This window comes from Salmonella sp. SA15303 (assembly GCF_029962125.1).
Classification (GTDB): domain Bacteria; phylum Pseudomonadota; class Gammaproteobacteria; order Enterobacterales; family Enterobacteriaceae; genus Salmonella; species Salmonella enterica.
Genome location: NZ_CP123924.1, coordinates 3565297 through 3590643, shown reverse-complemented (window position 1 = coordinate 3590643; position 25347 = coordinate 3565297). Strand labels below are relative to the sequence as shown.

General features: G+C 52.1%; 20 protein-coding genes. 14 read left to right on the top strand and 6 right to left on the bottom strand.

Going from position 1 to position 25347, the window contains the following annotated elements:
- Positions 1-20 precede the first annotated feature (20 nt).
- The gene (gene foxR, locus QEN31_RS17665; protein ID WP_000074601.1) at positions 21-1025 is read left to right on the top strand and encodes a ferrioxamine uptake transcriptional regulator FoxR; all 1005 of its coding nucleotides are present in this window, start codon (positions 21-23) and stop codon (positions 1023-1025) included.
- A gap of 145 nt (positions 1026-1170) precedes the next feature.
- Positions 1171-3279 (top strand): ferrioxamine B receptor FoxA, encoded by a 2109-nt coding sequence (gene foxA, locus QEN31_RS17660; RefSeq protein ID WP_099949702.1) that lies wholly within the window; start codon positions 1171-1173, stop codon positions 3277-3279.
- A 40-nt stretch (positions 3280-3319) separates the two neighbouring features.
- Here the strand turns inward: foxA and QEN31_RS17655 are convergent, their stop codons facing one another.
- Complete coding sequence (locus QEN31_RS17655) at positions 3320-3952, bottom strand: LysE family transporter (protein ID WP_000433131.1); 633 nt, start codon at positions 3950-3952, stop codon at positions 3320-3322.
- A 231-nt stretch (positions 3953-4183) separates the two neighbouring features.
- On the opposite strand from QEN31_RS17655, the gene yahO reads away from it, so the two are divergent.
- Positions 4184-4459 (top strand): DUF1471 family periplasmic protein YahO, encoded by a 276-nt coding sequence (gene yahO, locus QEN31_RS17650; RefSeq protein WP_000848026.1) that lies wholly within the window; start codon positions 4184-4186, stop codon positions 4457-4459.
- 135 nt (positions 4460-4594) lie between these two features.
- Here the strand turns inward: yahO and prpR are convergent, their stop codons facing one another.
- A complete protein-coding gene (prpR, locus tag QEN31_RS17645) occupies positions 4595-6220 on the bottom strand; it encodes a propionate catabolism operon regulatory protein PrpR (protein ID WP_020839545.1) in 1626 nt (541 codons plus the stop codon).
- A 265-nt stretch (positions 6221-6485) separates the two neighbouring features.
- Between prpR and prpB the strand changes: the two genes are divergently transcribed.
- The 4 genes from prpB (at position 6486) to prpE (ending at position 12083) form a co-directional block, all read left to right on the top strand.
- The gene (gene prpB / locus QEN31_RS17640) at positions 6486-7373 is read left to right on the top strand and encodes a methylisocitrate lyase (RefSeq protein WP_001577356.1); all 888 of its coding nucleotides are present in this window, start codon (positions 6486-6488) and stop codon (positions 7371-7373) included.
- A 122-nt stretch (positions 7374-7495) separates the two neighbouring features.
- Positions 7496-8665, top strand: coding sequence for a bifunctional 2-methylcitrate synthase/citrate synthase (prpC, locus tag QEN31_RS17635; protein ID WP_000132746.1), 1170 nt, complete (start codon positions 7496-7498; stop codon positions 8663-8665).
- A gap of 39 nt (positions 8666-8704) precedes the next feature.
- Entirely contained in the window at positions 8705-10156 is a 1452-nt protein-coding gene (locus QEN31_RS17630; RefSeq protein ID WP_063916556.1) for a bifunctional 2-methylcitrate dehydratase/aconitate hydratase, read from the top strand.
- Between the two features lie 40 nt (positions 10157-10196).
- Positions 10197-12083 carry a propionate--CoA ligase gene (prpE, locus tag QEN31_RS17625; protein WP_001524001.1) on the top strand — a complete coding sequence of 629 codons (1887 nt, stop codon included), beginning with the start codon at positions 10197-10199 and terminating at the stop codon, positions 12081-12083.
- A gap of 106 nt (positions 12084-12189) precedes the next feature.
- Here prpE and hemB read toward each other — a convergent pair whose 3' ends face one another.
- Positions 12190-13164: a porphobilinogen synthase gene (gene hemB / locus QEN31_RS17620; protein WP_000130731.1), complete on the bottom strand. Its 975-nt coding sequence runs from the start codon at positions 13162-13164 to the stop codon at positions 12190-12192.
- Positions 13165-13676: 512 nt separating this feature from the next.
- Between hemB and QEN31_RS17615 the strand changes: the two genes are divergently transcribed.
- Together QEN31_RS17615 and iprA are read left to right on the top strand one after the other, a co-directional pair.
- A complete protein-coding gene (locus QEN31_RS17615; RefSeq protein WP_079951164.1) occupies positions 13677-16499 on the top strand; it encodes an autotransporter outer membrane beta-barrel domain-containing protein in 2823 nt (940 codons plus the stop codon).
- Positions 16500-16584: 85 nt separating this feature from the next.
- Positions 16585-17208 carry a hydrogen peroxide resistance inhibitor IprA gene (gene iprA / locus QEN31_RS17610; protein WP_099949701.1) on the top strand — a complete coding sequence of 208 codons (624 nt, stop codon included), beginning with the start codon at positions 16585-16587 and terminating at the stop codon, positions 17206-17208.
- 44 nt (positions 17209-17252) lie between these two features.
- On the opposite strand, the gene ampH is transcribed toward iprA, so the two are convergent.
- On the bottom strand, positions 17253-18410 hold the full coding sequence (ampH, locus tag QEN31_RS17605; RefSeq protein WP_000830772.1) for a D-alanyl-D-alanine-carboxypeptidase/endopeptidase AmpH: 1158 nt from the start codon (positions 18408-18410) through the stop codon (positions 17253-17255).
- Positions 18411-18756: 346 nt separating this feature from the next.
- Here ampH and sbmA point away from each other — a divergent pair, with 346 nt between their 5' ends.
- Together sbmA and yaiW are read left to right on the top strand one after the other, a co-directional pair.
- Positions 18757-19977, top strand: coding sequence for a peptide antibiotic transporter SbmA (gene sbmA, locus QEN31_RS17600; protein WP_000477024.1), 1221 nt, complete (start codon positions 18757-18759; stop codon positions 19975-19977).
- A gap of 14 nt (positions 19978-19991) precedes the next feature.
- Entirely contained in the window at positions 19992-21086 is a 1095-nt protein-coding gene (yaiW, locus tag QEN31_RS17595; RefSeq protein WP_023222115.1) for a surface-exposed outer membrane lipoprotein YaiW, read from the top strand.
- 37 nt (positions 21087-21123) lie between these two features.
- Here the strand turns inward: yaiW and QEN31_RS17590 are convergent, their stop codons facing one another.
- Complete coding sequence (locus tag QEN31_RS17590) at positions 21124-21432, bottom strand: YaiY family protein (RefSeq protein WP_000763139.1); 309 nt, start codon at positions 21430-21432, stop codon at positions 21124-21126.
- 267 nt (positions 21433-21699) lie between these two features.
- Here QEN31_RS17590 and QEN31_RS17585 point away from each other — a divergent pair, with 267 nt between their 5' ends.
- Positions 21700-21915, top strand: coding sequence for a DUF2754 family protein (locus QEN31_RS17585; RefSeq protein WP_001239240.1), 216 nt, complete (start codon positions 21700-21702; stop codon positions 21913-21915).
- Between the two features lie 25 nt (positions 21916-21940).
- On the opposite strand, the gene ddlA is transcribed toward QEN31_RS17585, so the two are convergent.
- Positions 21941-23035 carry a D-alanine--D-alanine ligase gene (gene ddlA, locus QEN31_RS17580; RefSeq protein WP_020999994.1) on the bottom strand — a complete coding sequence of 365 codons (1095 nt, stop codon included), beginning with the start codon at positions 23033-23035 and terminating at the stop codon, positions 21941-21943.
- Between the two features lie 77 nt (positions 23036-23112).
- Here ddlA and QEN31_RS17575 point away from each other — a divergent pair, with 77 nt between their 5' ends.
- Positions 23113-23826 (top strand): extensin-like domain-containing protein, encoded by a 714-nt coding sequence (locus QEN31_RS17575; RefSeq protein ID WP_000480794.1) that lies wholly within the window; start codon positions 23113-23115, stop codon positions 23824-23826.
- A gap of 168 nt (positions 23827-23994) precedes the next feature.
- Positions 23995-25206: a multidrug efflux MFS transporter gene (locus tag QEN31_RS17570; RefSeq protein ID WP_000446768.1), complete on the top strand. Its 1212-nt coding sequence runs from the start codon at positions 23995-23997 to the stop codon at positions 25204-25206.
- The last annotated feature ends 141 nt before the right edge of the window (positions 25207-25347 follow it).

Genomic DNA, 25347 nt, shown 5'->3' with positions numbered 1-25347 from the left:
GCAGATAAACGGTATTGATAATGTCTCCGATCTCCTGTCACTCTTCCGCCGCCCCGGCGATGAAAAAGATCTTTTCCGTCAGCGACTTCATCGCGTTTGGCGAGCGTTATGGCATTGATTACCGCTTCCCTGCGTTACCGCAGTATACGCAGAGTAGTCCCGTACTTCATGGCGATATCGAAGAGATAGCGCTTCCCGGCGGGATTTGCATTACACGCTCGGATGTTCACGTGTTACAACCTTATGAAACCACCTCTCGCCATAGCAGTCCGCTGTATATGCTGGTGGTGCTGGAAGGTAACGTCGCGCTGGCTGTCAATGAGCAGACCTTTTTGTTGAGCGCGGGGATGGCGTTTTGCTCGCAACTGAGTGAGCAGCAGACGATACGCGCCCATCACGGCGCAGACAGTAAATTGCGCACCTTGTCGCTGGGAATGTACCCGGACGGCGGATGGCGGGAGCGTTTGCCTGTCTCGCTGGCAGACGAGTGGGAAAATAGCGCGGCCTCGGCGAGGGTCTGGCAGGTGCCGGAGTTTCTGCTTTCGGGGCTACGTTATGCGCAGCAGCCCGGACCTCATGCGGCGTCACGCCAGTTAATGCTGGAAGGCATCATGCTGCAATTACTGGGCTATGCGCTAAATCTATGTCAGCCCGCAACGCAAAAACGCGGACTTCCCGTCACCGGTGAATATCAGCGGCTGGAGCTCATTCGGCGTTTACTGGAGCAGACGCCGGAAAAAGCCTACACGCTGAACGAACTGGCGCGTCGGGCGGCAATGAGTCCAAGTAGCCTGCGGTGCAAGTTTCGCCATGCCTATGGGTGTACCGTGTTTGATTATCTGCGCGATTGCCGCCTGGCGCGCGCGCGTCGTTATCTGATGGAGGGATACAGCGTGCAGCAGGCCGCCTGGATGTCAGGCTATCAACATGCCACTAACTTTGCGACGGCATTTCGTCGGCGTTATGGCTGCTCGCCCGGCGAGCTGCGTGACGCGTCTCTGACGGCGTCCCGCCACTGTGCGTAACGCGCCCCGCCAGAACGGTAATATCCGCCGCTAACCCGGTTTTCTGCCGCTTTGGGTGATTTTTTATCATTGCGCATAGGCAATCTGGCGTTACGCATAGTGGTCCGTTATCTCTAAAAGGTAATAATTCTTATTTACAATAAAGATGCCTTTGGAGATGTTCATGTTTGCGACAACGCGTATGGCGCTATTGATAGGCGGAGCTATCGGCGGCGCGACTTTTCCTCTTTTTGCCCAGGAAACCACAAAAAATGATACCGTCATTGTCACCTCGCCCGTTCAGAGTGGCGCGACCAAGCTGGCGACACCAGATATTGAAACGCCGCAGTCGGTATCCATTATTACCCGCCAGCAGTTTGAAGAGCAGGGCGCAACCAGCGTGCGTCAGGCGGTCAGCTACACCCCAGGCGTATACAGTAACCAGATAGGCGCCTCTAACCGCTTTGATTACATCGTATTGCGTGGTTTTTCGGACGGTAGTCTGGATAACGTCTATCTCGACGGGTTAAAAATGATGGGCGACACCAATTCGCACAGTTCGTTGGTGGTTGACCCCTGGTTTCTGGAAGATATCGAGGTGGTACGCGGCCCGGCGTCCGTTCTGTATGGACGTTCATCGCCAGGCGGCATTGTCGCGCTGACGTCGCGAAAACCGGCGTTTGATGCCGGAGGAGAGGTGAAGCTGTTTGCCGGCAATAACAACCAGCGCGGGGCGGCTTTTGATGTGACCGGCCCACTGGATGACAATGAACGTGTGGCGGCGCGTCTTAGCGGCATGACACGTTACGCCGATTCGCAGTTTACCCCCTTGAAAGAGGAACGTTCTGCGCTGATGCCGAGCCTGACCTGGAGAATTACCGATCGGACGCGTCTTGATCTTATGGCCTATCTGCACCGTGATCCGGAAGGCGGTAGCCACTCCGGACTGCCTTATCAAGGCACGGTTGTACCTTATAACGGCGGAAAAATTTCTAACACTTTCTTTGAAGGTGAAGATGACTACGACAAATACGATCGCCGTGAAAATATGGTGGGTTATAACATTGAGCATCTGTTCGATAACGGCTGGTCGGTACGGCAAAAATTGCGTTATTTGCATACCAAAGTGACGTTGAATCAGGTCTATGCCGCAGGTTGGTTGAATGAAACGGCGCTGAATCGCGGCTATTCCGGCTCCGGGGAGAAAATGTCGGCTATCGCGCTGGATAATCAGCTCGACGGCAGCGTGGATACCGGGGCGATTAATCATCGTCTGCTGGTGGGGATCGATTATCAGGATCGCAGTAATCATACCACTGGCTATTATGGCGCGTTTCCGCCGATTGACGCTTTCAACCCCGTTTATGGCGCTCAACCGGACTACATTACGTTGTATAGCCGTGAACAACATAAGCTGCGGCAGACCGGATACTATTTACAGGATCAGATGTCATGGGATCGCTGGCGCTTTACGTTGGGCGGTCGTTACGATCGGGTCAGCGTGTCTAACATCGACAAACTTCATGATTCACGCAGCGATCTCGATAAAAACAACGTCAGCACCCGTGCCGCGTTGCTTTATCTGTTCGACAATGGCGTCGCCCCCTATCTCAGTTATTCTACCGCGTTTACGCCGACCAGCTTCGCCGACGAAAACGGCAATGTGCTGGAACCGATGAAAGGCAAGCAGTGGGAGGCGGGGGTAAAATACGAACCGCCGGGGGGGAATAGCCAGTTTAGCGCCGCCGTGTATCGTATTAACCAGACCAATATCGCGACCAAAGAAGAACCTACCGATCCGTACCGCTCGATTGGTGAAATTGAGTCTAAAGGGGTTGAACTGGAGGCCATTAGTCATTTGTCGGATAGCGTCCGTTTGCAGGCGGCGTATACCTATACTGATATCCGTTATAAGAAAAGTAGCCCGCAAGAGCAGGGGAAGCGCGCGGTTTATGCTCCACGGAACCAGGCCAGCGCCTGGCTAAGCTACGATGTGAAAAGCGGTCTGTTAGAGGGGCTGACTTTGGGCTCCGGTATCCGGTACGTCAACGGCGTGACCAGCGATCGCCTGAATACCCACACGTTGCCGTCTTATACACTGGTCGACATGGTGGTTGGGTATGATTTATCCAGCATTGGGTTAAATGGCTTGAGCGCCCAGCTCAACGTAAATAACCTGACGGACAAACGCTATGTCGCTGCCTGTAATTCGCTCTCTTATTGTTATTTTGGCGCCGAGCGTAGCATTGTAGGCAGCGTGTCATGGGCGTTTTGATAACGCTTATCGTCCGGTAGCAAAGGCTACCGGGCAAACATTAGCGGTGCGTCACGCCTTCATAGAGAAGTCTGAGCGCAAACATCCCGATAATGGCGCCGATAACACGGCTGGCAATGCGCTGTATACGCCCATAAGCGCGGCGGACTGCGGGAAGCGAAAAAGCCTGGCTGAGAAAAATACGCCAGATAACGGATGACAGCACAATTCCGGCCCAGGCCATTAATCTTGCCCATGTGGGCGTTTCTGCGCTAAGCGTTACGGAAAAAATACTGATAAAAAACAGTACGGTTTGCGGATTGGATAAATCGGTCATTAATCCCCGGCGAAAGAAAATTGTCCACGGGGCGGCAATTGGCGTCTGGAGCGTGCTCATTTGCGGCGTCGCCTGGTGGCGAATACTGTTCCAGGCGAACCATAATAAATAGGCGCCGCCGACAATTTTGATAAGAGAAAATACCGCTTCGCATTGCGTAATGAGCGTCGCCAGACCGAAAAGCCCCAGCCCGGAATAAAAGGCGTCTCCCGTGGCGACGCCCAGGCCGGTGATGACTCCCGCCCGGCGTCCTGATGCGAGGCTGGTTTGCACCACCACAAACAGATTCGCGCCGGGATTAAAAAAGGTTAACACAAACAGACTGACGGTAAGCACAACAGCATGAAATGGCTCCATAGACAACTCTTCCCATAGCCTCAAGAAATAACGTTCATCTTATTAATAGTCAAACCAGATGATTGCGAGTGAGATCACAAAGCAGGGGCGTTTTAATCCGCGTTGTTACGCCGACTGAGCGGGGGCTGACTGGATTTTTCCAGCAATCTACACTACTTATTTAATCAGTCCGAACGGCCTTTTTGTTCTGATAAAGCGATGATGGCGTAATAATAAAACGAGGGTTTTGCTATGAAAACTGGCTACAAGGTTATGCTTGGCGCATTAGCGTTTGTCGTGACAAACGTTTATGCCGCAGAAATCATGAAAAAAACGGACTTTGATAAAGTCGCCTCCGAATACACGAAAATTGGCACGATTTCCACCACCGGGGAAATGTCGCCGCTGGACGCCAGAGAAGATTTAATCAAAAAGGCGGATGAAAAAGGGGCGGATGTGGTGGTGCTGACGTCCGGGCAGACAGAAAATAAAATTCATGGTACGGCTGATATTTATAAAAAGAAATAAAAGCGTTGCATCATAAAAATACCCGCCTGGGTTTCCGGCGGGTATATTTATTCCTGGCAACCGGCATCCGTTTTGCCGGATGACGGCCTGCAGTAAACGTAGCGCCATCAGGCATTCAGGACGCTGTCATTTGTCTTAATTATCCGACTGGTCTTTGGCACCTGCTTTTAAACGACGCCACAGAGTGGTGCGGCTAATCCCCAGATAACGCGCCGTGGCGCTCTTATCGCCCTTAAAGCGCGCCAGTACATCCTGTAACGCGTTCGCATCCACGGTTGAAGGCGTCAGTTCTGCTGTGTTCACCATAAGCTCAGGTAATAACTGCCGCATAAATTGCCTGTCCAGCGTTGGCGCGGGATCGACGCTTAAAAAAAGCGCCAGGCGCTCCATCATATTACGCAGTTCGCGAATATTACCGGGCCAGCGCCAGGCCAGCAAAAGCGGCTGACACTGTGTCAATCCATGACGTATCGATTCGGTAAACGGAATTTCCATCGCCGCCAGCGACTGTTTTAAAAAGCTTTCCGCCAGCGGCAAAATATCAGCCTGCCGCTCGCGCAAAGGAGGAAGCGTCAGACGCAGAATACTCAGGCGATAAAAGAGATCGGGGCGAAAACGTCCTTGCATTATCTCCCGATCCAGATCGCAATGCGTAGCGCTGATCACCCGGACATCCACCGGGATCGGCTGGTGTCCGCCGACGCGAGTGACGGCTTTTTCCTCCAGTACGCGCAAAAGTCGGGTTTGTAACGGCAAGGGCATTTCGCCGATTTCATCCAGAAACAGCGTGCCGCCGTGTGCGATTTCAAACAGCCCCGCCCGGCCTCCTCGTCGTGAACCGGTAAACGCGCCCTCTTCATAACCAAACAGTTCCGCCTCCAGCAATGACTCGGTAATCGCGCCGCAATTGACGGCGACAAAGGGAGGGGATGGCTTATTCTGACGGTGAGGCTGGCGGTGAAAAAACGTCTGGTGAATCGCCTGCGCCGCCAGCTCTTTTCCGGTCCCTGTTTCCCCCTGAATCAGCACTGCCGCACGGGAGCGGGCATAGAGCGTAATCGTCTGGCGGAGCTGCTCCATTTGCGGCGACTGGCCGCGTATATCACCCAGTTCATACCGGGTTTGTAATCCCTTGCCGGATGGGTAATCCACGCGCTGTCGCCGTGTCAGACGGGTCATATCCAGCGCATCATGGAAAGCCTGACGAACGGTCGCCGCGGAATAAATAAAGATGGCGGTCATTCCCGCTTCTTCCGCCAGATCGGTAATTAATCCCGCGCCGACGACGGCTTCAATACCGTTGGCCTTAAGTTCGTTAATTTGCCCGCGCGCGTCCTCTTCGGTGACATAGCTTCGCTGTTCAAGACGGAGGTGAAACGTTTTCTGAAAGGCAAGTAACGCCGGAATGGTCTCCTGATAGGTCACGATACCGATAGACGAGGTGAGCTTTCCCGCTTTCGCCAGCGCCTGTAATACATCGAATCCGCTGGGCTTGATGAGGATCACCGGTATTGACAGGCGACTTTTTAAATAGGCCCCGTTCGAACCCGCCGCGATAATCGCGTCGCAGCGCTCGGTCGCCAGTTTTTTGCGAATGTAGGTCACCGCCTTTTCAAAGCCGAGTTGAATAGGCGTGATGGTCGCCAGATGATCGAATTCCAGGCTGATATCCCGAAACAGTTCGAACAGACGCGTTACGGAGACCGTCCAGATCACCGGTTTATCGCTATTATCGCGCGGAGCGCTGTGGGCAGTCGTCATCGCAGTAGGTTCATCTTTAAGGGGCGATTTTTTGTTTTAAACGTGTTTCATAAATGTTGCAATGAAACGGAGCGATTCGTTTCATGAAACGTTAGCTGACACGTTTTTCTTTTCCCTTAATCGCGCTTATTCATAACAGGAATGACTGTAATCACCTGTTTTTAAATCTTATTGTATTTAATTTTCTCGCTGCCTCTTTGCCTGGCATAGCCTTTGCTTTGGTGAATACATCCTGAGTAACAATTTACTAACATGAGGACGAGATATGTCTTTACATTCGCCGGGGCTGGCATTTCGCGCCGCGCTCGCTAAAGAGAATCCATTACAAATTGTCGGCGCGATCAATGCTAACCATGCTCTGTTGGCCCAACGGGCCGGGTATCAGGCTATCTATCTTTCTGGCGGCGGCGTAGCGGCGGGCTCGCTCGGACTGCCGGACCTGGGGATTTCGACGCTGGATGATGTGTTAACCGATATCCGTCGCATCACGGATGTTTGCCCGCTGCCGCTGTTGGTGGATGCGGATATTGGCTTTGGCTCCTCCGCCTTTAATGTCGCGCGGACGGTAAAGTCCATAGCCAAAGCGGGCGCCGCCGCGCTGCATATTGAAGACCAGGTTGGCGCTAAGCGCTGTGGACACCGTCCAAACAAAGCGATCGTCTCGAAAGAGGAGATGGTAGACCGAATTCGGGCGGCAGTGGATGCGCGCACCGATCCGAACTTTGTGATCATGGCGCGTACCGATGCGCTGGCGGTGGAAGGGCTGGAGGCGGCTCTCGATCGTGCGCAGGCTTACGTGGACGCGGGGGCTGACATGCTGTTCCCGGAGGCGATCACCGAACTGTCGATGTACCGCCAGTTCGCCGACGTGGCGCAGGTGCCGATCCTCGCCAACATCACTGAGTTTGGCGCGACGCCGCTGTTTACGACCGACGAGTTGCGCAGCGCACACGTGGCGATGGCGCTCTATCCGCTGTCGGCGTTTCGCGCCATGAACCGCGCCGCAGAAAAAGTCTATACCGTGCTGCGCCAGGAAGGGACGCAAAAGAACGTGATCGACATCATGCAGACCCGCAACGAGCTGTACGAAAGCATCAATTACTACCAGTTCGAAGAGAAGCTGGACGCGCTGTACAGGAATAAAAAATCGTAGCCTGTAGGCCTGATAAGGCGAAGCCGCCATCAGGCAATGCCGGATGGCACTACGTTTAACCCGCCTACGGTACGGCCTACACGCCTCAATACCCTACACATTACAATAATGACGAGGACAATATGACAGACACGACGATCCTGCAAAACAACACGCATGTCATTAAGCCTAAAAAATCGGTCGCGCTTTCCGGCGTACCTGCCGGAAATACCGCTCTGTGTACCGTGGGAAAAAGCGGTAACGATCTGCACTATCGCGGTTACGACATTCTCGATCTGGCGGAGCACTGCGAATTTGAAGAAGTCGCGCATTTACTGATCCACGGAAAATTACCGACCCGCGACGAGCTGAACGCGTATAAAAGCAAGTTAAAAGCGCTGCGCGGATTACCCGCCAATGTCCGTACCGTTCTGGAAGCGTTACCGGCGGCCTCGCACCCGATGGACGTGATGCGTACCGGCGTTTCCGCGCTGGGCTGCACCCTGCCGGAAAAAGAGGCACATACCGTCTCCGGCGCGCGCGATATTGCCGATAAGCTGTTGGCCTCGCTCAGCTCTATCCTTCTTTACTGGTATCACTACAGCCACAACGGCGAACGTATTCAGCCGGAAACCGACGATGATTCCATCGGCGGCCATTTCCTGCATCTGCTGCACGGTGAAAAGCCAACCCAAAGCTGGGAAAAGGCGATGCATATTTCGCTGGTGCTGTATGCCGAGCATGAGTTCAACGCCTCGACGTTTACCAGCCGGGTGATTGCCGGAACCGGCTCGGATGTCTACTCCGCGATTATCGGCGCGATTGGCGCGCTGCGCGGCCCGAAACACGGCGGGGCGAATGAGGTGTCGCTGGAAATTCAACAGCGTTATGAAACGCCGGACGAGGCAGAGGCGGATATCCGTAAACGCGTGGAAAACAAAGAGGTGGTGATTGGCTTTGGACATCCGGTTTACACCATCGCCGACCCGCGCCACCAGGTGATCAAACGGGTGGCGAAACAGCTTTCAGAAGAAGGCGGCTCGCTGAAGATGTACCACATCGCCGACCGTCTGGAAACGGTGATGTGGGAGACCAAAAAGATGTTCCCGAATCTCGACTGGTTTTCGGCGGTCTCCTACAACATGATGGGCGTCCCTACCGAAATGTTCACCCCGCTGTTTGTCATCGCCCGCGTTACCGGCTGGGCGGCGCACATTATTGAACAGCGTCAGGACAACAAAATTATTCGTCCCTCTGCCAACTATACCGGGCCGGAAGATCGTCCGTTTGTCTCGATAGACGATCGTTGCTAACTCACTCTTATTAAAAATAAAACGCAGGAAACGTACCCTATGTCTACCCAAGAACTGAACATCCGCCCAGACTTTGACCGTGAAATCGTCGATATCGTGGATTACGTGATGAACTACGACATCACCTCAAAGGTGGCGTACGACACCGCGCATTATTGCCTGCTCGACACGCTCGGTTGTGGTCTGGAAGCGCTGGAATACCCGGCCTGTAAAAAATTGCTTGGGCCAATCGTGCCAGGCACGGTGGTGCCCAACGGCGCACGCGTGCCGGGCACCCAGTTCCAGCTCGATCCGGTACAGGCAGCCTTTAACATTGGTGCGATGATCCGCTGGCTCGATTTTAACGATACCTGGCTTGCCGCCGAGTGGGGCCATCCTTCTGATAACCTCGGCGGTATTCTGGCGATTGCGGACTGGCTGTCACGCAACGCCGTCGCCGCCGGCAAAGCGCCGCTGACCATGAAACAGGTATTGAGCGGGATGATCAAAGCCCATGAAATTCAGGGCTGCATCGCGCTGGAAAACGCCTTCAACCGTGTCGGGCTTGACCATGTGCTGCTGGTGAAAGTGGCCTCGACCGCGGTGGTCGCTGAAATGCTGGGGCTGACGCGCGATGAGATCCTCAACGCGGTATCGCTGGCGTGGGTGGATGGGCAGTCGTTGCGCACTTATCGTCATGCGCCGAATACCGGTACGCGCAAATCCTGGGCGGCGGGCGACGCTACCTCACGCGCGGTACGTCTGGCGCTGATGGCGAAAACCGGCGAGATGGGCTATCCCTCGGCGCTCACCGCCAAAACCTGGGGCTTCTACGACGTTTCATTCAAAGGTGAAACGTTCCGTTTCCAGCGCCCTTACGGCTCCTACGTGATGGAAAACGTGCTATTTAAAATTTCTTTCCCGGCAGAATTCCACTCGCAAACCGCCGTCGAAGCGGCGATGACGCTGTATGAGCAGATGCAGGCCGCGGGCAAAACGGCAGCGGATATCGAGAAAGTGACTATCCGCACCCACGAAGCCTGTCTTCGCATTATCGATAAAAAAGGCCCGCTCAATAACCCGGCGGACCGCGATCACTGTATCCAGTATATGGTCGCCGTGCCGTTGCTGTTCGGACGGTTAACCGCGGCGGATTATGAAGACGAGGTGGCGCAGGACAAGCGTATTGACGCCCTGCGCGAGAAAATCGTGTGTTATGAGGACCCGGCTTTTACCGCCGACTATCACGACCCGGAAAAACGTGCTATCGGCAATGCGATCTCCGTAGAGTTTACTGATGGCTTACGCTTTGGCGAGGTTGTCGTTGAGTATCCGATTGGTCATGCGCGTCGCCGCGCCGACGGTATTCCGAAGCTTATCGAAAAATTTAAAATTAACCTGGCGCGTCAGTTCCCGACTCGCCAGCAGCAACGCATTCTGGATGTCTCCCTGGACAGAACCCGCCTGGAGCAGATGCCGGTTAACGAATACCTCGATTTATATGTCATCTGAGCCAGCCAGCAGTAAGGCGTAAGTTCAACAGGAGAGCGTGATGTCTTTTAGCGAATTTTATCAGCGTTCCATTAACGAACCGGAGGCGTTCTGGGCCGAGCAGGCCCGGCGTATCGACTGGCGACAGCCGTTTACGCAGACGCTGGATCATAGCCGTCCACCGTTTGCCCGCTGGTTTTGCGGCGGCACCACTAACTTATGTCATAACGCCGTTGACCGCTGGCGGGATAAACAGCCGGAGGCGCTGGCGCTGATTGCCGTCTCATCAGAGACCGATGAAGAGCGTACATTTACCTTCAGCCAGTTGTATGACGAGGTCAACATTGTGGCCGCCATGTTGCTGTCGCTGGGCGTGCAGCGTGGCGATCGCGTATTGGTCTATATGCCAATGATTGCCGAAGCGCAGATAACGCTGCTGGCCTGCGCGCGCATTGGCGCGATCCATTCGGTGGTCTTTGGCGGTTTTGCCTCGCACAGCGTGGCGGCGCGCATTGACGATGCCAGACCGGCGCTGATTGTGTCGGCGGATGCCGGAGCGCGGGGCGGTAAAATCCTGCCGTATAAAAAGCTGCTCGATGACGCTATTGCGCAGGCGCAGCATCAGCCGAAACACGTTCTGCTGGTGGACAGAGGGCTGGCGAAAATGGCGTGGGTGGATGGGCGCGATCTGGATTTTGCCACGTTGCGCCAGCAGCATTTCGGCGCGAGAGTGCCGGTGGCGTGGCTGGAATCCAATGAAACTTCGTGCATTCTTTACACCTCCGGCACTACCGGCAAACCGAAAGGCGTCCAGCGCGACGTCGGCGGTTATGCGGTGGCGCTGGCAACCTCGATGGACACCATTTTTGGCGGCAAGGCGGGCGGCGTATTCTTTTGCGCATCGGATATCGGCTGGGTCGTCGGCCACTCCTATATTGTTTACGCGCCGCTGCTGGCAGGCATGGCGACTATTGTTTATGAAGGACTGCCGACGTACCCGGACTGCGGGGTCTGGTGGAAAATTGTCGAGAAATACCAGGTTAACCGGATGTTTTCCGCCCCGACCGCGATTCGCGTGCTGAAAAAATTCCCGACGGCGCAAATCCGCAATCACGATCTCTCCTCGCTGGAGGCGCTTTATCTGGCCGGTGAGCCGCTGGACGAGCCGACGGCCAGTTGGGTGACGGAGACGCTGGGTGTGCCGGTTATCGACAATTATTGGCAGACGGAGTCCGGCTGGCCGATCATGGCGCTGGCCCGCGCGCTGGACGACAGGCCGTCGCGTCTGGGAAGTCCCGGCGTGCCGATGTACGGTTATAACGTCCAGCTACTCAATGAAGTCACCGGCGAACCTTGCGGCATAAATGAAAAGGGGATGCTGGTGATCGAGGGGCCGCTGCCGCCGGGCTGTATTCAGACTATTTGGGGCGACGATGCGCGTTTTGTGAAGACTTACTGGTCGCTGTTTACCCGTCAGGTTTATGCCACTTTCGACTGGGGAATCCGCGACGCCGAGGGGTATTACTTTATTCTGGGCCGTACCGATGATGTGATTAATATTGCGGGTCATCGGCTGGGGACGCGAGAAATAGAAGAAAGTATCTCCAGTTACCCGAACGTAGCGGAAGTGGCGGTGGTGGGGATAAAGGACGCTCTGAAAGGGCAGGTGGCGGTGGCGTTTGTCATTCCGAAGCAGAGCGATACGCTGGCGGATCGCGAGGCGGCGCGCGACGAGGAAAACGCGATTATGGCGCTGGTGGATAACCAGATCGGTCACTTTGGTCGTCCGGCGCATGTCTGGTTTGTTTCGCAGCTCCCCAAAACGCGTTCCGGAAAGATGCTTCGCCGCACGATCCAGGCGATCTGCGAAGGCCGCGATCCGGGCGATCTGACAACCATTGACGATCCCGCGTCGTTGCAGCAAATTCGCCAGGCGATCGAGGAATAGCCGTAAGCCGGATAAGCCGCGTCCGGCAACGGGTCAGGCTCAGCGACTGAATAGTGGGGTGTAAAGTCGGGAAAGGGCGGCGGCAGCGCGCCGCCCTGTAACAGAATTAACGCAGAATATTTTTCTCAGCCAGATCCAGCGCGAAGTAACTGAAAATCAAATCGGCGCCGGCGCGTTTAATCGAGCCCAGACTTTCCAGCACGACCTTTTCTTCATCGATGGCGCCAGCCATAGCAGCAAATTTAATCATGGCATATTCACCGCTCACCTGGTAAGCGCCAAGCGGCAACTCTGTGCGTTCGCGGATTTCACGCAGCACGTCCAGATACGCGCCGGCCGGTTTCACCATTAAGCAATCCGCGCCCTGGGCTTCGTCGAGCAGTGATTCGCGAATCGCTTCACGGCGGTTCATCGGATTCATTTGATACGTCTTGCGGTCGCCTTTTAACGCGGTGCCCGCTGCTTCACGGAAGGGGCCGTAGAAAGAAGAGGCGAACTTGGTGGAGTAGGACATTATTGCCGTATCGGTAAAACCGGCGGCATCCAGCGCCTGGCGGATAGCCTGGACTTGTCCATCCATTGCCGCGGAGGGCGCAATAAAATCTGCTCCAGCCGCCGCCGCGATAACGGCCTGCTTGCCGAGGTTGGCCAGCGTCGCATCGTTATCCACGCCGTGTTCGCACAACACGCCGCAGTGGCCGTGCGAGGTGTATTCGCAGAAGCAGGTGTCGGACATGACGATCATCTCCGGCACGGTTTGCTTACAGATGCGGGACATTCTTGCCACCAGGCCGTCTTCTTTCCAGGTATCGCTGCCGGTGTCATCAGTATGGTGAGAAATGCCGAAGGTCATAACGGAACGAATACCAGCATTTGCGATACGTTCAATCTCTCGCGCCAGCTGCTTTTCCGGGATACGCATTACGCCGGGCATGGCATCAATAGTTTTGTAATCGTCGAGTTCTTCTTCAACAAAGATCGGCAACACCAGGTCGTTCAGGCTAAGTGTTGTCTCTTCAAACATAGCGCGCAGCGCAGCGGATTTGCGCAGGCGGCGAGGGCGATGGATAAGGTCTGTCATGGTCTGCCTGATGTTTGTGGAATCGAAGGCCCAGTATACCTGAATCTGCAGGCAGATGTTTTACGAAAACGGTCCTTAACGTAGCAGGCGCAGCCCCGGCGGCGGCAGAACATGGCGCTTCTTTTATATACCGGAGATTAATACCTCAGGCACTATATCATTTTAAATAAGAATTAGTTTTACGTTGTTTTTAGTTTTATTTCATCGTCATTTAAGTAAATGTGGGTTTCAACATTATTCATGTTTATTTTGTTTTTCTTTAATTCATATTTATCTTATATGTACTTTGTTTTTTTGTTTTCTTGTAAGGTCATGAAAAAGAATGCTTTTTAATTATAAAATTTCCTTTTATTACGTCTTTTTAATTCATGTCCGAATCCGGACTGAGGATAAAGAATAATTGAACCTTTTAGCAATGACGCCGCATAATCCTTCTTGCTAAACATCTCTATGTTTTTATGCATTGATAATTGATGGATCAACTATATTACGTCCCTGAGGAGGGATGACAAATGCACTCCTGGAAAAAGAAACTTGTAGTCTCACAATTAGCATTGGCTTGCACTCTGGCAATCACTTCTCAGGCGAATGCTCAAGATATTTCTGGCACAACCTACAACACGTTTGGTTACGACAGTGTAACTAACCATGATGGTTGGTTGTATGATGGCTATGTAAACTGGAATAACACTTCTGCTGATTCTACCAACATCTGGAATGCCGATATTTATCCAGTAATCAATAAAAGTACTGTGAATGGCGTTATTTCTGCATACTATCTGGACGATGGTTTTGATGGTACAGCGAACTCAATGTCCATTTCTAACAGCACAATCAATGGCATGGTTACTACTCTGTGCATGACTGATGAATGTGATGATGGTGTCGATGAAGATGGTACGAATCATACTCAATACGATCGTTTTAGCCTGACCGTTGATAATTCAACTATCAACGATACCTATGAACATTATTATTATGATGTTGTTGATGGCGATACCACCACGACTAAAGTTGTTGATACTTACGATATTGGTAATGCTATCACTGTTGATGAAGAGTCAGACATCGTCATTCAGAATAACTCTCATGTTGCAGGTATCACTTTCTTACAGGGCTATCAGACGCTTGATAATACCCCGTATGATAATGTTGAAGGTATAGCGAATAGCGATAATATCTTCACTAACACACTGGTTGTTAAAGACTCTGTCCTGACTTCTGGTGCCTATAGCGATCTGGGAACTGATGGTTTCTACGGTCAGGGCGAGAAGCCAAGCGACTACAATGGCACTGCAGATTACTGGTTTAGCTACAATGATGATGATCCCCTTGATGATGCCGCGTTAATTGTTAGCGATAATACTAACGCAGACAACTCAATGCAGACTACCGCTACGTTTGATCATTCCACTATCACTGGTGACATTCTCTTTAGTAGCACCTTCGACAACAACTTCTATGAGAATGGTGATCCTGCAACGGATACTACGGATGATGGTGTCTATAATCCAACAACGAATGGTTGGGATGATACTGACTCTTTAACCGTGACGCTGACCAATGGCTCGAAATGGGTTGGCGCGGCTCAATCTGAAGTTGAGGCAATCGGCACTGGTAAGATGTACGGTTGGGGATATACCGATGCTGATTGGCATGCTTTAGTACCAAACAGCATTTGGCCGTCTTCAACTTACTATTCTGATGATGAGCACCTTGCTGGCGCAGAGGTTTATCAGAGCGGTATCTTTAATATTGCGCTGGATAACGGCTCTGAATGGGATACTCGCAAGATTTCCAATATTGACGACCTGACAGTGAATAATGTCTCTCAGGTAAATGTTGAAAACTCTGGTTTAATCGCCGACAGCATTACGCTGGCTAATTCTTCTTCTCTGAACATTGGTGACACCGGTGGTGTGGCGACAAATAGTCTGTATCTGGATAGTTACAGTACCGCTTCTCTGACAGAAGAGACCGCTTCTCTGTATGCTAATACCATTACTGTTGATAATGGTGCCCAGCTGAACCTGGGTCTGGGTCAGGTTGATACACATAATGTGATTTTGACTGATGGTGGCGTACTGAATGTCGCCAGCCGTGATTATGTGTTGAACTCTGATCTGAACAACGCACGTTATATTACCAACGACGTTTACGATGCTAATTATGACTACGGTGTGGTTGCATTGAACTCTGATGGTCATCTGGCGGTTAATGGGGACGTTGCAGGTAACTATAAAGTCCGCATTGATAACGCTACTGGTGCAGGTTCTGTTGCTGATTACAAAGATAAAGAAATTGTCCGTGTTTATGACGATAACGCTGACACTACTGCTAGCTTTACTGCAGCTAACAAAGCTGACCTCGGCGCTTACACCTATCAGGCGCAGCAGCAGGATAACTCTGTTGTTCTGCAGCAGATGGAACTGACCGACTACGCTAACATGGCGCTGAGCATTCCTTCTGCGAACACCAATATCTGGAACCTGGAACAAGACACCGTTGGTACTCGTCTGACCAACGCTCGTCATGGTCTGGCGGATAACGGCGGCGCATGGGTAAGCTACTTCGGCGGTAACTTCAACGGCGACAACGGCACCATTAACTACGATCAGGATGTTAATGGCATCATGGTCGGTGTTGATACCAAAGTTGACGGTAACAACGCTAAGTGGATCGTTGGTGCGGCAGCAGGCTTCGCGAAAGGCGATCTGAGCGATCGTACCGGTCAGGTGGATCAGGACAGCCAGTCTGCCTACATCTACTCTTCCGCTCGTTTCGCAAACAACATCTTTGTTGACGGTAACTTGAGCTACTCTCACTTCAACAACGATTTGTCTGCTAACATGAGCGACGGTACTTACGTTGACGGCAACACCTCTTCTGACGCCTGGGGCTTCGGCTTGAAACTGGGTTATGATCTGAAGCTGGGTGATGCAGGCTACGTAACGCCTTACGGTAGCGTATCCGGTCTGTTCCAGTCTGGCGACGACTACCAGCTGAGCAACGACATGAAAGTTGACGGTCAGTCTTACGACAGCATGCGTTATGAACTCGGTGTAGATGCAGGTTATACCTTCACTTACAGCGAAGATCAGGCGCTGACCCCGTACTTCAAACTGGCTTACGTTTACGACGACTCCAACAACGATGCTGACGTAAACGGCGACTCTATCGACAACGGCGTAGAAGGTTCTGCGGTACGTGTTGGTCTGGGTACTCAGTTCAGCTTCACGAAGAACTTCAGCGCCTACACCGATGCTAACTACCTCGGCGGCGGTGATGTTGATCAAGACTGGTCTGCAAACGTTGGTGTTAAATATACCTGGTAATCATTTTCTCTCAGGAGAAATAAAGGTAATTTAAACTGAAAAATGCCCGTCAAGGACTTGACGGGCATTATTGCAAGGAATGCATATGTTATCTTTAAGCAAGCCACTACAGGAATTCTACAGACTCGATAAATGCCTTTCTAAGCATGGTACGCGTTTCGAGTTTGTTAATGATAAAGAGATTATCTGTTCACCTGATGAAAGTAATACCCATACCTTTGTTATTTTAGAGGGGGTTGTTTCGTTAGTTCGCGGTGATAAAGTTCTTATTGGTATTGTGCAGGCCCCCTTTATTTTCGGCTTAGCCGATGGTGTGGCGAAAAAAGAGGCACAATATAAATTAATTGCGGAGAGCGGTTGCATCGGTTATCGCCTCTCATCATCACAAACTCTCGCCATCATTGAGCAGAACCAACTGTGGCGTGAAGCCTTCTGTTGGATAGTATGGAAAAGTCAGGTACTGGAACTTCGTGACAAGCAGCTCATTGGTAATAATTCCTACGACCAAAGTCGTGCGACATTAATGACAATGATTGAGTGGGATGAAGAACTTCGCTCACGTATTGGTGTTATGAATTATATTCATCAACGAACGCGCGTATCGCGATCGGTGGTGGCGGAAGTTCTCGCGGCCCTGCGTAAGGGTAATTACATTGAAATGAATAAAGGCAAACTGATCAGTATTAACCGTTTGCCCTCCGAATATTAACAAAAATGTTGCGCCTCGTCTGATATAGCGCGAGGCGCGACGACTCAGGATGCAGGAATAGCAATCGGTTTATTGCCGCTTAGCTCAGTAACCAAATCGTTAATCCCGTCGCTCATATTGGTAAAACGAGTGAGGGGGGAACGGGTTACGACCACAAAAGCGCCAATATTATATTGCGGGATCATCGCCATATAGGTAATAAAACCGCCACCGCCTCCTGTTTTCTGGATAATGCCAGGACGTCCGTCTTTTGGCGCCATATAGACCCAGCCCAGACCGAGCGCGTCGGCTTTACCCGGTACGTCCATCCCGATGATTTTCTTTAACTGTGTGCGCTGATAAATCAACGTTTGCATACGATCGGCCTGATGGCTACGGTGATAAAAATCTGAAGACAGATACTGTTGCATCCAGCGCATCATATCTCCTGGCGTAGAATAGACCCCGCCGCTGCCAATGGCAGCCAGCGTATTATTACAGGGGCTTGCGCCTTTTTCTGCCACCATCAGACGTTTACACTGATCGGGAGAGGGGGTAAACGTGGTGTCTTTCATTCCCAGCGGGCGGGTAATCTTTTCTTCAAACAGTTGCGTATAAGGTTTGCCGGAGGCGGTCGCCAGCGCGTCGGCTAACAGGTCGAACGCCAGATTGGAATAGGCCGCCTGTGAACCGGGCGCGACTTTTAACGTTGCTGTGGAGAGCCAGCTCCAGCGTTGTTCGCGGGTTGGCCAGACAAATACCGGACGATGCGCCGCGCCGCCGGGCTGTTCTCGCGGAAGCGCACTGGTATGGGTCGCTAAGTTGACCAACGTAATCGGCGTGCCTTGATACGTCGGGACATGCGCGCCGGGAGGCGCATATTTGCTGAGAGGATCGTTTAATTTTACCGTTCCCTGATCGAGCAATTTTACCAACATTTCACTGGTCATGAGCTTGGTGATAGAAGCGATACGAATGACCGAATCAAGCTGTGGACGAACATTATTGCCCGGTCTGGTGTCACCGAAACTACGAAACACGCGTTGATTGCCGTCGATCACCACCAGCGCCATGCCTGTGGCGCCGCTACCATAAAAGATATGCTCGGCATAACGATCAACGATATCAGAGGCAAAAACCGGATCGGCAATCGGCTGAGCCGCCTGGACAGAAGTAAGTGATGCCGCAAACAGCATGGCAGTAAAAAGCAGACTACGTTTCAACGGTGATGTCCATAAGTGAAATAACGGTGGTTATGCGTATTTATACTACCCGGCGGCACATTGCAAAACGTTAAAGAGAAAAAAGTGGGTGAAAAAACGTAACGGCGGGTTTTCGTGATGGAGAATGTTTACTTTTGTGATAGAGCGCTTGTGATAACCTGATAGCGTCAGCGTGCCTGCTGTGTATGAAACTCGTCGAAACAATTCTGTTGAGCAGAAATGCGAACTAAGCGTCACAACGTAGGTCACAATGCCTGGTTTAGCCCTTTCATTTGCGTGGGCATGGCGTGCTATTGCCGCCGTCACAGCAGCCGTAATAAAGATAAGAAGTTAGCAGGAGAGCATGATGTTTAAATCTTTTTTCCCAAAGCCAGGGCCGTTTTTCATGTCGGCGTTTGTTTGGGCGCTGATCGCCGTCATTTTCTGGCAGGCGGGAGGAGGAGATTGGGTGGCGCGACTTGTAGGGGCATCCGATGAAGTGCCTATCAGCGCAGCGCGCTTTTGGTCGCTGGACTATCTGATTTTTTATGCTTATTACCTGATTTGCGTGGGATTATTTGCAACGTTCTGGTTCATCTATAGCCCGCACCGCTGGCAGTACTGGTCGATACTTGGCACCTCGCTCATTATTTTTGTCACCTGGTTTTTGGTGGAGGTTGGCGTCGCGGTTAACGCCTGGTACGCGCCGTTCTATGATTTGATTCAAACGGCGCTCAGCTCGCCGCACAAGGTCACTCTTGGTCAATTTTATCATGAAGTGGGGGTGTTTCTCGGTATTGCGCTTATCGCCGTGGTGATCGGCGTGCTGAACAACTTCTTTGTCAGCCACTATGTATTTCGCTGGCGTACCGCAATGAATGAGCACTATATGGCGCACTGGCAGTACCTGCGCCATATCGAAGGGGCCGCCCAGCGTGTGCAGGAAGACACCATGCGTTTTGCCTCTACACTGGAGAATATGGGCGTGAGTTTTATCAATGCCATCATGACGCTTATCGCCTTTCTGCCGGTGTTAGTCACCCTGTCAGCGCATGTGCCGAATTTACCCATCGTAGGACATATCCCTTACGGCCTGGTCATTGCCGCCATAGTCTGGTCATTAATGGGGACGGGCCTGCTGGCGGTCGTCGGGATCAAATTGCCGGGGCTGGAATTTAAAAATCAGCGAGTGGAAGCAGCTTATCGTAAGGAGCTGGTCTACGGTGAAGATGACGCCAGCCGCGCCACGCCGCCCACCGTCCGTGAACTGTTTAGCGCGGTGCGCCATAACTACTTCCGTCTCTACTTTCACTATATGTATTTCAACATCGCGCGCATTCTCTATTTGCAGGTCGATAACGTTTTCGGTTTGTTCCTGCTGTTTCCTTCCATTGTTGCCGGTACGATTACGCTGGGGCTGATGACGCAAATCACCAACGTGTTTGGCCAGGTGCGCGGTTCGTTCCAGTATTTGATTAACTCCTGGACGACGCTGGTGGAGCTGATGTCTATTTATAAACGTTTACGTAGCTTTGAACGTCAGTTGGATGGTCAGCCAGTTCAGGAAGTGACCCACTCTTTTAGCTAACAGAAGGAAACGTTATGTCGGCGGCGTCCCGTCTTTATCCTCTGCCTTTTCTGGCGGTCGCCATGTTGGCTGGCTGTAGTAGTCAATCCGGGCAGCCGGTGAGCAAGGGCGAGAAGCCTGTCGACGTGGCAAGCGTAGTACGTCAGAAAATGCCAGCCAGTGTCAAAGACAGAGAGGCCTGGGCGAAAGATATCGCGACAACGTTTAAGAGCCAGGGGCTGGCGCCGACGGTAGAAAATATCTGTTCGGTGCTGGCTGTCGCCCAGCAGGAGTCCGGTTATCAGGCGGATCCTGTCGTGCCGGGGCTAAGTAAAATCGCCTGGCAGGAGATTGATCGCCGCGCTGAACGACTACACATCCCGCTGTTTCTGGTGCACACCGCGCTGAAAATTAACTCCCCCAACGGCAAGAGCTATAGCGAACGCCTGGACACGGTAAAAACCGAAAAACAGCTTAGCGCTATTTTTGATGATTTTATCAATATGGTTCCTATGGGGCAGACGCTATTTGGCTCATATAACCCGGTGCATACGGGCGGCCCGATGCAGGTCAGCATTGCCTTTGCCGAACAGCACGCGAAAGGTTATCCGTGGAAGATGGCGGGTACGGTACGTCAGGAGGTCTTTACGCGCCGTGGCGGGTTGTGGTTTGGAACTTACCATTTGCTGAATTACCCGGCGAACTACAGCGCGCCTGTTTTCCGCTTCGCCGACTTCAACGCGGGATGGTACGCCAGCCGTAACGCTGCGTTCCAGAATGCCGTCAGTAAAGCCAGTGGGGTAAAACTGGCGCTGGATGGCGATCTGATTCGTTATAACAGCAAGGAACCGGGCAAAACAGAGTTAGCGGTACGCAAACTGGCAGGGCAGTTGGGAATGAGTGAGCGTGAAATTCGCAGCCAACTGGAGAAAGGCGATAGCCTGGCGTTTGAAAAAACGGCGCTCTACAAGAAAGTCTATAAACTGGCCGAGGCCAAAACGGGCAAGACGCTTGCGCGGGAAATGTTGCCCGGTATTCAACTGGAAAGTCCGAAGATCACGCGTAAGCTGACGACCGCCTGGTTTGCTAAACGAGTTGATGAGCGGCGGGCGCGGTGTATGGGGCGATAAATTTCGCGCTGGGATACTTTCTCCAGCGCGCTAAGGTTTATTGGTGACGGTGACGCCAGCGTAAAAACGCGGCGATAACGGCGAAAATGAGGCAGCCCGTGAGGAAGGGCACCAGGCCAAAAATCGTCCCGACGCCCAGCCCAATCTCTACCCGCGGTCGACCTGTATCCTGTACCTGCATCAGATGCTCATAGATGCCCGGCGCATGAACCAGCAGGTTTAAGAGTTGCGCTCCGGCCCAGAAGCAAAACAGTACAAATATGGCGTAAGCAATATTTCCGGGCGTAGAGGAGGTTTCTCGATGCTTCCCGCTGAACAGCGATTTTGAGAGAGTGAAATCAGCCATAAAGACCTCCAGGATGATCGGCTACGATCTGGCGTTATGCCATCGGCTTACTGTGAAGTCTGACAGGTCATTGTGTTTGTCAATATCAGAATCATGGTAATTTCACATACGGAATGTATCCATCGCGTAAATTTTTGTTAGTTGTCACAAAACGATCACTTTTATCAAAATCAATTAACATTTAAGAAATTCCGTATCCCCCACAGACTCGCTCGCCAGAAGTATGCAAAAATACGTTTTTGTTACTGTTAATACGTCGGAGTCGTTATGCGTTTGCCTGTAAAAATTCGTCGTGACTGGCACTACTATGCCTTCTCTATTGGCCTTATCTTTATTTTGAATGGCGTCGTAGGATTGCTGGGTTTTGAGGCGAAAGGATGGCAAACCTATGGTGTTGGGCTGGTAACGTGGATTATTAGCTTCTGGCTGGCGGGGTTCATTATTCGCCGGCGCGAAGATGATGAGGTAAAAGACGCCCGATAAACGTTGCGCTATCGGGCGTGCGGTATTACATCGTGGTTTTTAAGGCGTTATTCGCCGTATGGCGTTCCAGCGCCAGCTCAATCAGGCGGCTGATCAAATCGGTATAGCCCAATCCGCTCGCCTGCCAGAGTTTTGGATACATACTGATATTGGTAAAACCTGGCAGCGTATTAATCTCGTTAATCACGACCTCATTGTCTGCCGTTAAGAAGACATCGACACGCGCCATACCCGCGCATCCCAGTGTCTGATAAGCCTGGATCGCGATTGCGCGGATCTTGTCATTCACCCCGGAAGGGATCTGCGCAGGCACGACAACTTGTGCGCCATTATCATCAATATACTTAGTATCGTAGGCGTAAAATTCGCTGTTCAGTACGATTTCGCCGCAGGTACTGGCCTGTGGGTTATCGTTACCTAATACGGCGCATTCGATCTCGCGCCCTTTGATCCCTTGCTCCACCACCACTTTATGATCGAATTCGAAAGCCAGCGCGACCGCCTGCTGATATTGCGCTTCGTTAGCGACTTTACTGACGCCGACCGAAGAGCCCTGATTGGCGGGCTTAACGAACAGCGGCAGTCCCAGACGGGATTCAACCTCGGCAAAACTAAACGCGTGACGATTCGTTCGGGTGAGTGTAATAAACGGGGCGATATTCAGTCCTGCATCGCGTAGCAGTCGTTTGGCGACGTCTTTATCCATGCAGGCTGCGGAGCTCAGCACGTCTGAACCGACAAACGGTAAGTTTGCGACGCGCAGCATCCCCTGCAATGAGCCGTCTTCGCCCAGCGTACCGTGGACGATAGGAAAAATAACATCTACCGTCGGTAGCGGCTGCCCGTTCTGGGCGTTAATCAATTGGTGTTGATGTTTGCCAGGCACCTGGGCCAGACTGATTGCCGAAGGACGTAGCGCGATATGTGCCGGATCGTCTGCATTCTGCAAATAATTTTCCGCATCGTTAACATGCCATTGTCCCGCCTTATCTATCCCTAACAGCACCACGTCGAAGCGGGTTTTATCGATCGCATCAACGATATTTTTCGCTGATTGCAAAGACACTTCATGTTCCGCCGACTTACCGCCAAATACTATTCCTACCCGCAATTTCGCCATCTTAAAAACCCATTCCATCGAATGCAAAGCGTATACATTACCACGACAAAACGCGGGTTTCGCGGGGTTCTGCCATAATGTTTATGGGATGTGAGAACGGAGGCCGCGTGAGAGGTAAGGGTTTTCTGATTATTGTGCTGTTGGGCGGCATTGGCGGGCTGGGATATCGTTATCTTCCCTCTTATTATAATCCTTTTGCTCCGCTACAACTTGCCGATCCGCCAGGCTGGATCACGACCTTCAAACTACAGCGCCTTACGCCGTCGCAGTGCCGGGAGCTGTTGACGGCGGCCAATCAACAGGGATTAATTTCATCACAACCTGTTGCGGATAGCGCTGGTGAATGTCCCTTGTCCCATGTTGTGCGCGTCAGAGATTTTGGCCAGGTCAAACTGAGCAGCAGTTTTTTAGCCTCCTGCCCGTTGGCGCTGCGCTCCGCGCTGTTTGTCGAACAGCAGGCAAAACCTTTAACAGAAACGTGGATGAAGCGCCGCCTGACCCGCATCGAACATCTGGGCAGCTATGCCTGCCGTAATATTTATCACCGCCCGGATGCGCGTCGCAGTGAACATGCCAGCGCAGAAGCGCTGGATGTCAGCGGGTTTCAGCTATCAGATGGCCGAAAAATCACTGTTCTGCGCGGCTGGGGGCGTCAGGAGACGGGGCCCTGGTTACGCGCTATGTTAAACGCCAGTTGCCATTATTATGGCAATGGGCTCGGGCCTGACTATAACGCTGCTCATGCTAACCATTTTCATCTTGGAATGCGGGGCTACGGCGTGTGTCGTTAAAGCATAAACGTCTGCCTTGCGCGGCTATATAATGTGATATGTTTCACAAAAATGATGAACGGGGAGACAAAATAGCAAAGTGTGACGTATCGCACCTCTGGAACCACCAGGAAAAAGAGAACTTGCTAAGCTAACGCGTATTTTCAGCTACTTACCGTTACGAGTCTTATGGAATCCTGGAAAGTTAATCTAATTTCCGTTTGGTTTGGATGTTTTTTTACCGGGCTGGCAATCAGCCAAATCCTGCCATTTTTACCCCTGTATATTTCCCAGCTTGGCGTCTCTTCCCATGAAGCGTTATCAATGTGGTCCGGGTTAACGTTTAGCATCACGTTTCTTATTTCCGCCATTGTGTCGCCGATGTGGGGCAGTCTCGCCGATCGCAAAGGGCGTAAACTGATGCTATTGCGCGCGTCGCTCGGGATGGCGATAGCTATTCTACTGCAGGCATTCGCGACCCATGTCTGGCAACTTTTCCTGCTGCGCGGAATCATGGGGTTAACGTCAGGTTATATCCCCAATGCTATGGCGCTGGTAGCCTCTCAGGTACCGCGCGAACGTAGCGGCTGGGCGCTCAGTACGCTTTCTACCGCGCAGATCAGCGGCGTTATCGGCGGGCCGTTAATGGGCGGCTTTGTCGCGGATCATATCGGGCTGCGGGCGGTATTTCTGATTACTGCCATGCTGTTGGTGGTGAGCTTTCTGGTCACGCTATTTTTAATTAAAGAAGGCGTGCGTCCGGTCATCAAGAAAAGCGAACGCCTGAGCGGTAAAGCCGTTTTTGCGTCGTTACCTTATCCTGCGCTGGTGATCAGTTTGTTTTTTACCACGATGGTCATTCAACTCTGTAATGGTTCCATCAGTCCAATCCTGGCGCTGTTTATCAAATCAATGATGCCGGACAGTAATAACATCGCCTTTCTTAGCGGGTTAATTGCCTCGGTGCCCGGTATCTCTGCGCTTATCTCCGCGCCTCGCCTGGGAAAACTTGGCGACAGAATCGGCACGGAAAGAATTCTGATGGCCACGCTTATCTGCGCAGTGCTGCTTTTCTTCGCGATGTCCTGGGTCACCACGCCGTTCCAGTTGGGGCTGTTGCGTTTCTTGTTGGGCTTTGCCGATGGCGCGATGTTACCCGCCGTACAAACGTTATTGGTGAAATACTCCAGCGATCAAATTACCGGACGTATTTTTGGCTACAACCAGTCATTTATGTACCTGGGCAACGTGGTTGGGCCGTTGATGGGCGCGACGGTATCGGCGATGGCCGGTTTCCGCTGGGTTTTTATCGCTACGGCGGCGATCGTGTTGATCAATATCGGGCAACTGACCCTGGCGTTACGTCGTCGGCGTAACGCGCAAAAAGCGAAAGGCCAATAGCGGTGCATCGTAACGGCGCTTCTGCCGTTACGATATGGTTTAAATTAAAAGATATATTCTTTATCCGTGAAGTTTTTCTATAGATGGCATAACCTTAAATTATGATATAGCGTGATTATTGTTTTTTGATGGTTTATTATC

Coding starts and splice junctions, on each gene's coding strand:
- QEN31_RS17630 (WP_063916556.1), top strand. CDS start 8,705: ATGTCTACCCAAGAACTGAACATCCGCCCAGACTTTGACCGTGAAATC.
- prpE (WP_001524001.1), top strand. CDS start 10,197: ATGTCTTTTAGCGAATTTTATCAGCGTTCCATTAACGAACCGGAGGCG.
- prpB (WP_001577356.1), top strand. CDS start 6,486: ATGTCTTTACATTCGCCGGGGCTGGCATTTCGCGCCGCGCTCGCTAAA.
- QEN31_RS17575 (WP_000480794.1), top strand. CDS start 23,113: ATGTTTATGGGATGTGAGAACGGAGGCCGCGTGAGAGGTAAGGGTTTT.
- QEN31_RS17655 (WP_000433131.1), bottom strand. CDS start 3,952: ATGGAGCCATTTCATGCTGTTGTGCTTACCGTCAGTCTGTTTGTGTTA.
- prpC (WP_000132746.1), top strand. CDS start 7,496: ATGACAGACACGACGATCCTGCAAAACAACACGCATGTCATTAAGCCT.
- ddlA (WP_020999994.1), bottom strand. CDS start 23,035: ATGGCGAAATTGCGGGTAGGAATAGTATTTGGCGGTAAGTCGGCGGAA.
- QEN31_RS17590 (WP_000763139.1), bottom strand. CDS start 21,432: ATGGCTGATTTCACTCTCTCAAAATCGCTGTTCAGCGGGAAGCATCGA.
- foxR (WP_000074601.1), top strand. CDS start 21: ATGTCTCCGATCTCCTGTCACTCTTCCGCCGCCCCGGCGATGAAAAAG.
- sbmA (WP_000477024.1), top strand. CDS start 18,757: ATGTTTAAATCTTTTTTCCCAAAGCCAGGGCCGTTTTTCATGTCGGCG.
- prpR (WP_020839545.1), bottom strand. CDS start 6,220: ATGACGACTGCCCACAGCGCTCCGCGCGATAATAGCGATAAACCGGTG.
- foxA (WP_099949702.1), top strand. CDS start 1,171: ATGCCTTTGGAGATGTTCATGTTTGCGACAACGCGTATGGCGCTATTG.
- iprA (WP_099949701.1), top strand. CDS start 16,585: ATGTTATCTTTAAGCAAGCCACTACAGGAATTCTACAGACTCGATAAA.
- QEN31_RS17615 (WP_079951164.1), top strand. CDS start 13,677: ATGCACTCCTGGAAAAAGAAACTTGTAGTCTCACAATTAGCATTGGCT.
- hemB (WP_000130731.1), bottom strand. CDS start 13,164: ATGACAGACCTTATCCATCGCCCTCGCCGCCTGCGCAAATCCGCTGCG.
- yahO (WP_000848026.1), top strand. CDS start 4,184: ATGAAAACTGGCTACAAGGTTATGCTTGGCGCATTAGCGTTTGTCGTG.
- QEN31_RS17570 (WP_000446768.1), top strand. CDS start 23,995: ATGGAATCCTGGAAAGTTAATCTAATTTCCGTTTGGTTTGGATGTTTT.
- QEN31_RS17585 (WP_001239240.1), top strand. CDS start 21,700: ATGCGTTTGCCTGTAAAAATTCGTCGTGACTGGCACTACTATGCCTTC.
- yaiW (WP_023222115.1), top strand. CDS start 19,992: ATGTCGGCGGCGTCCCGTCTTTATCCTCTGCCTTTTCTGGCGGTCGCC.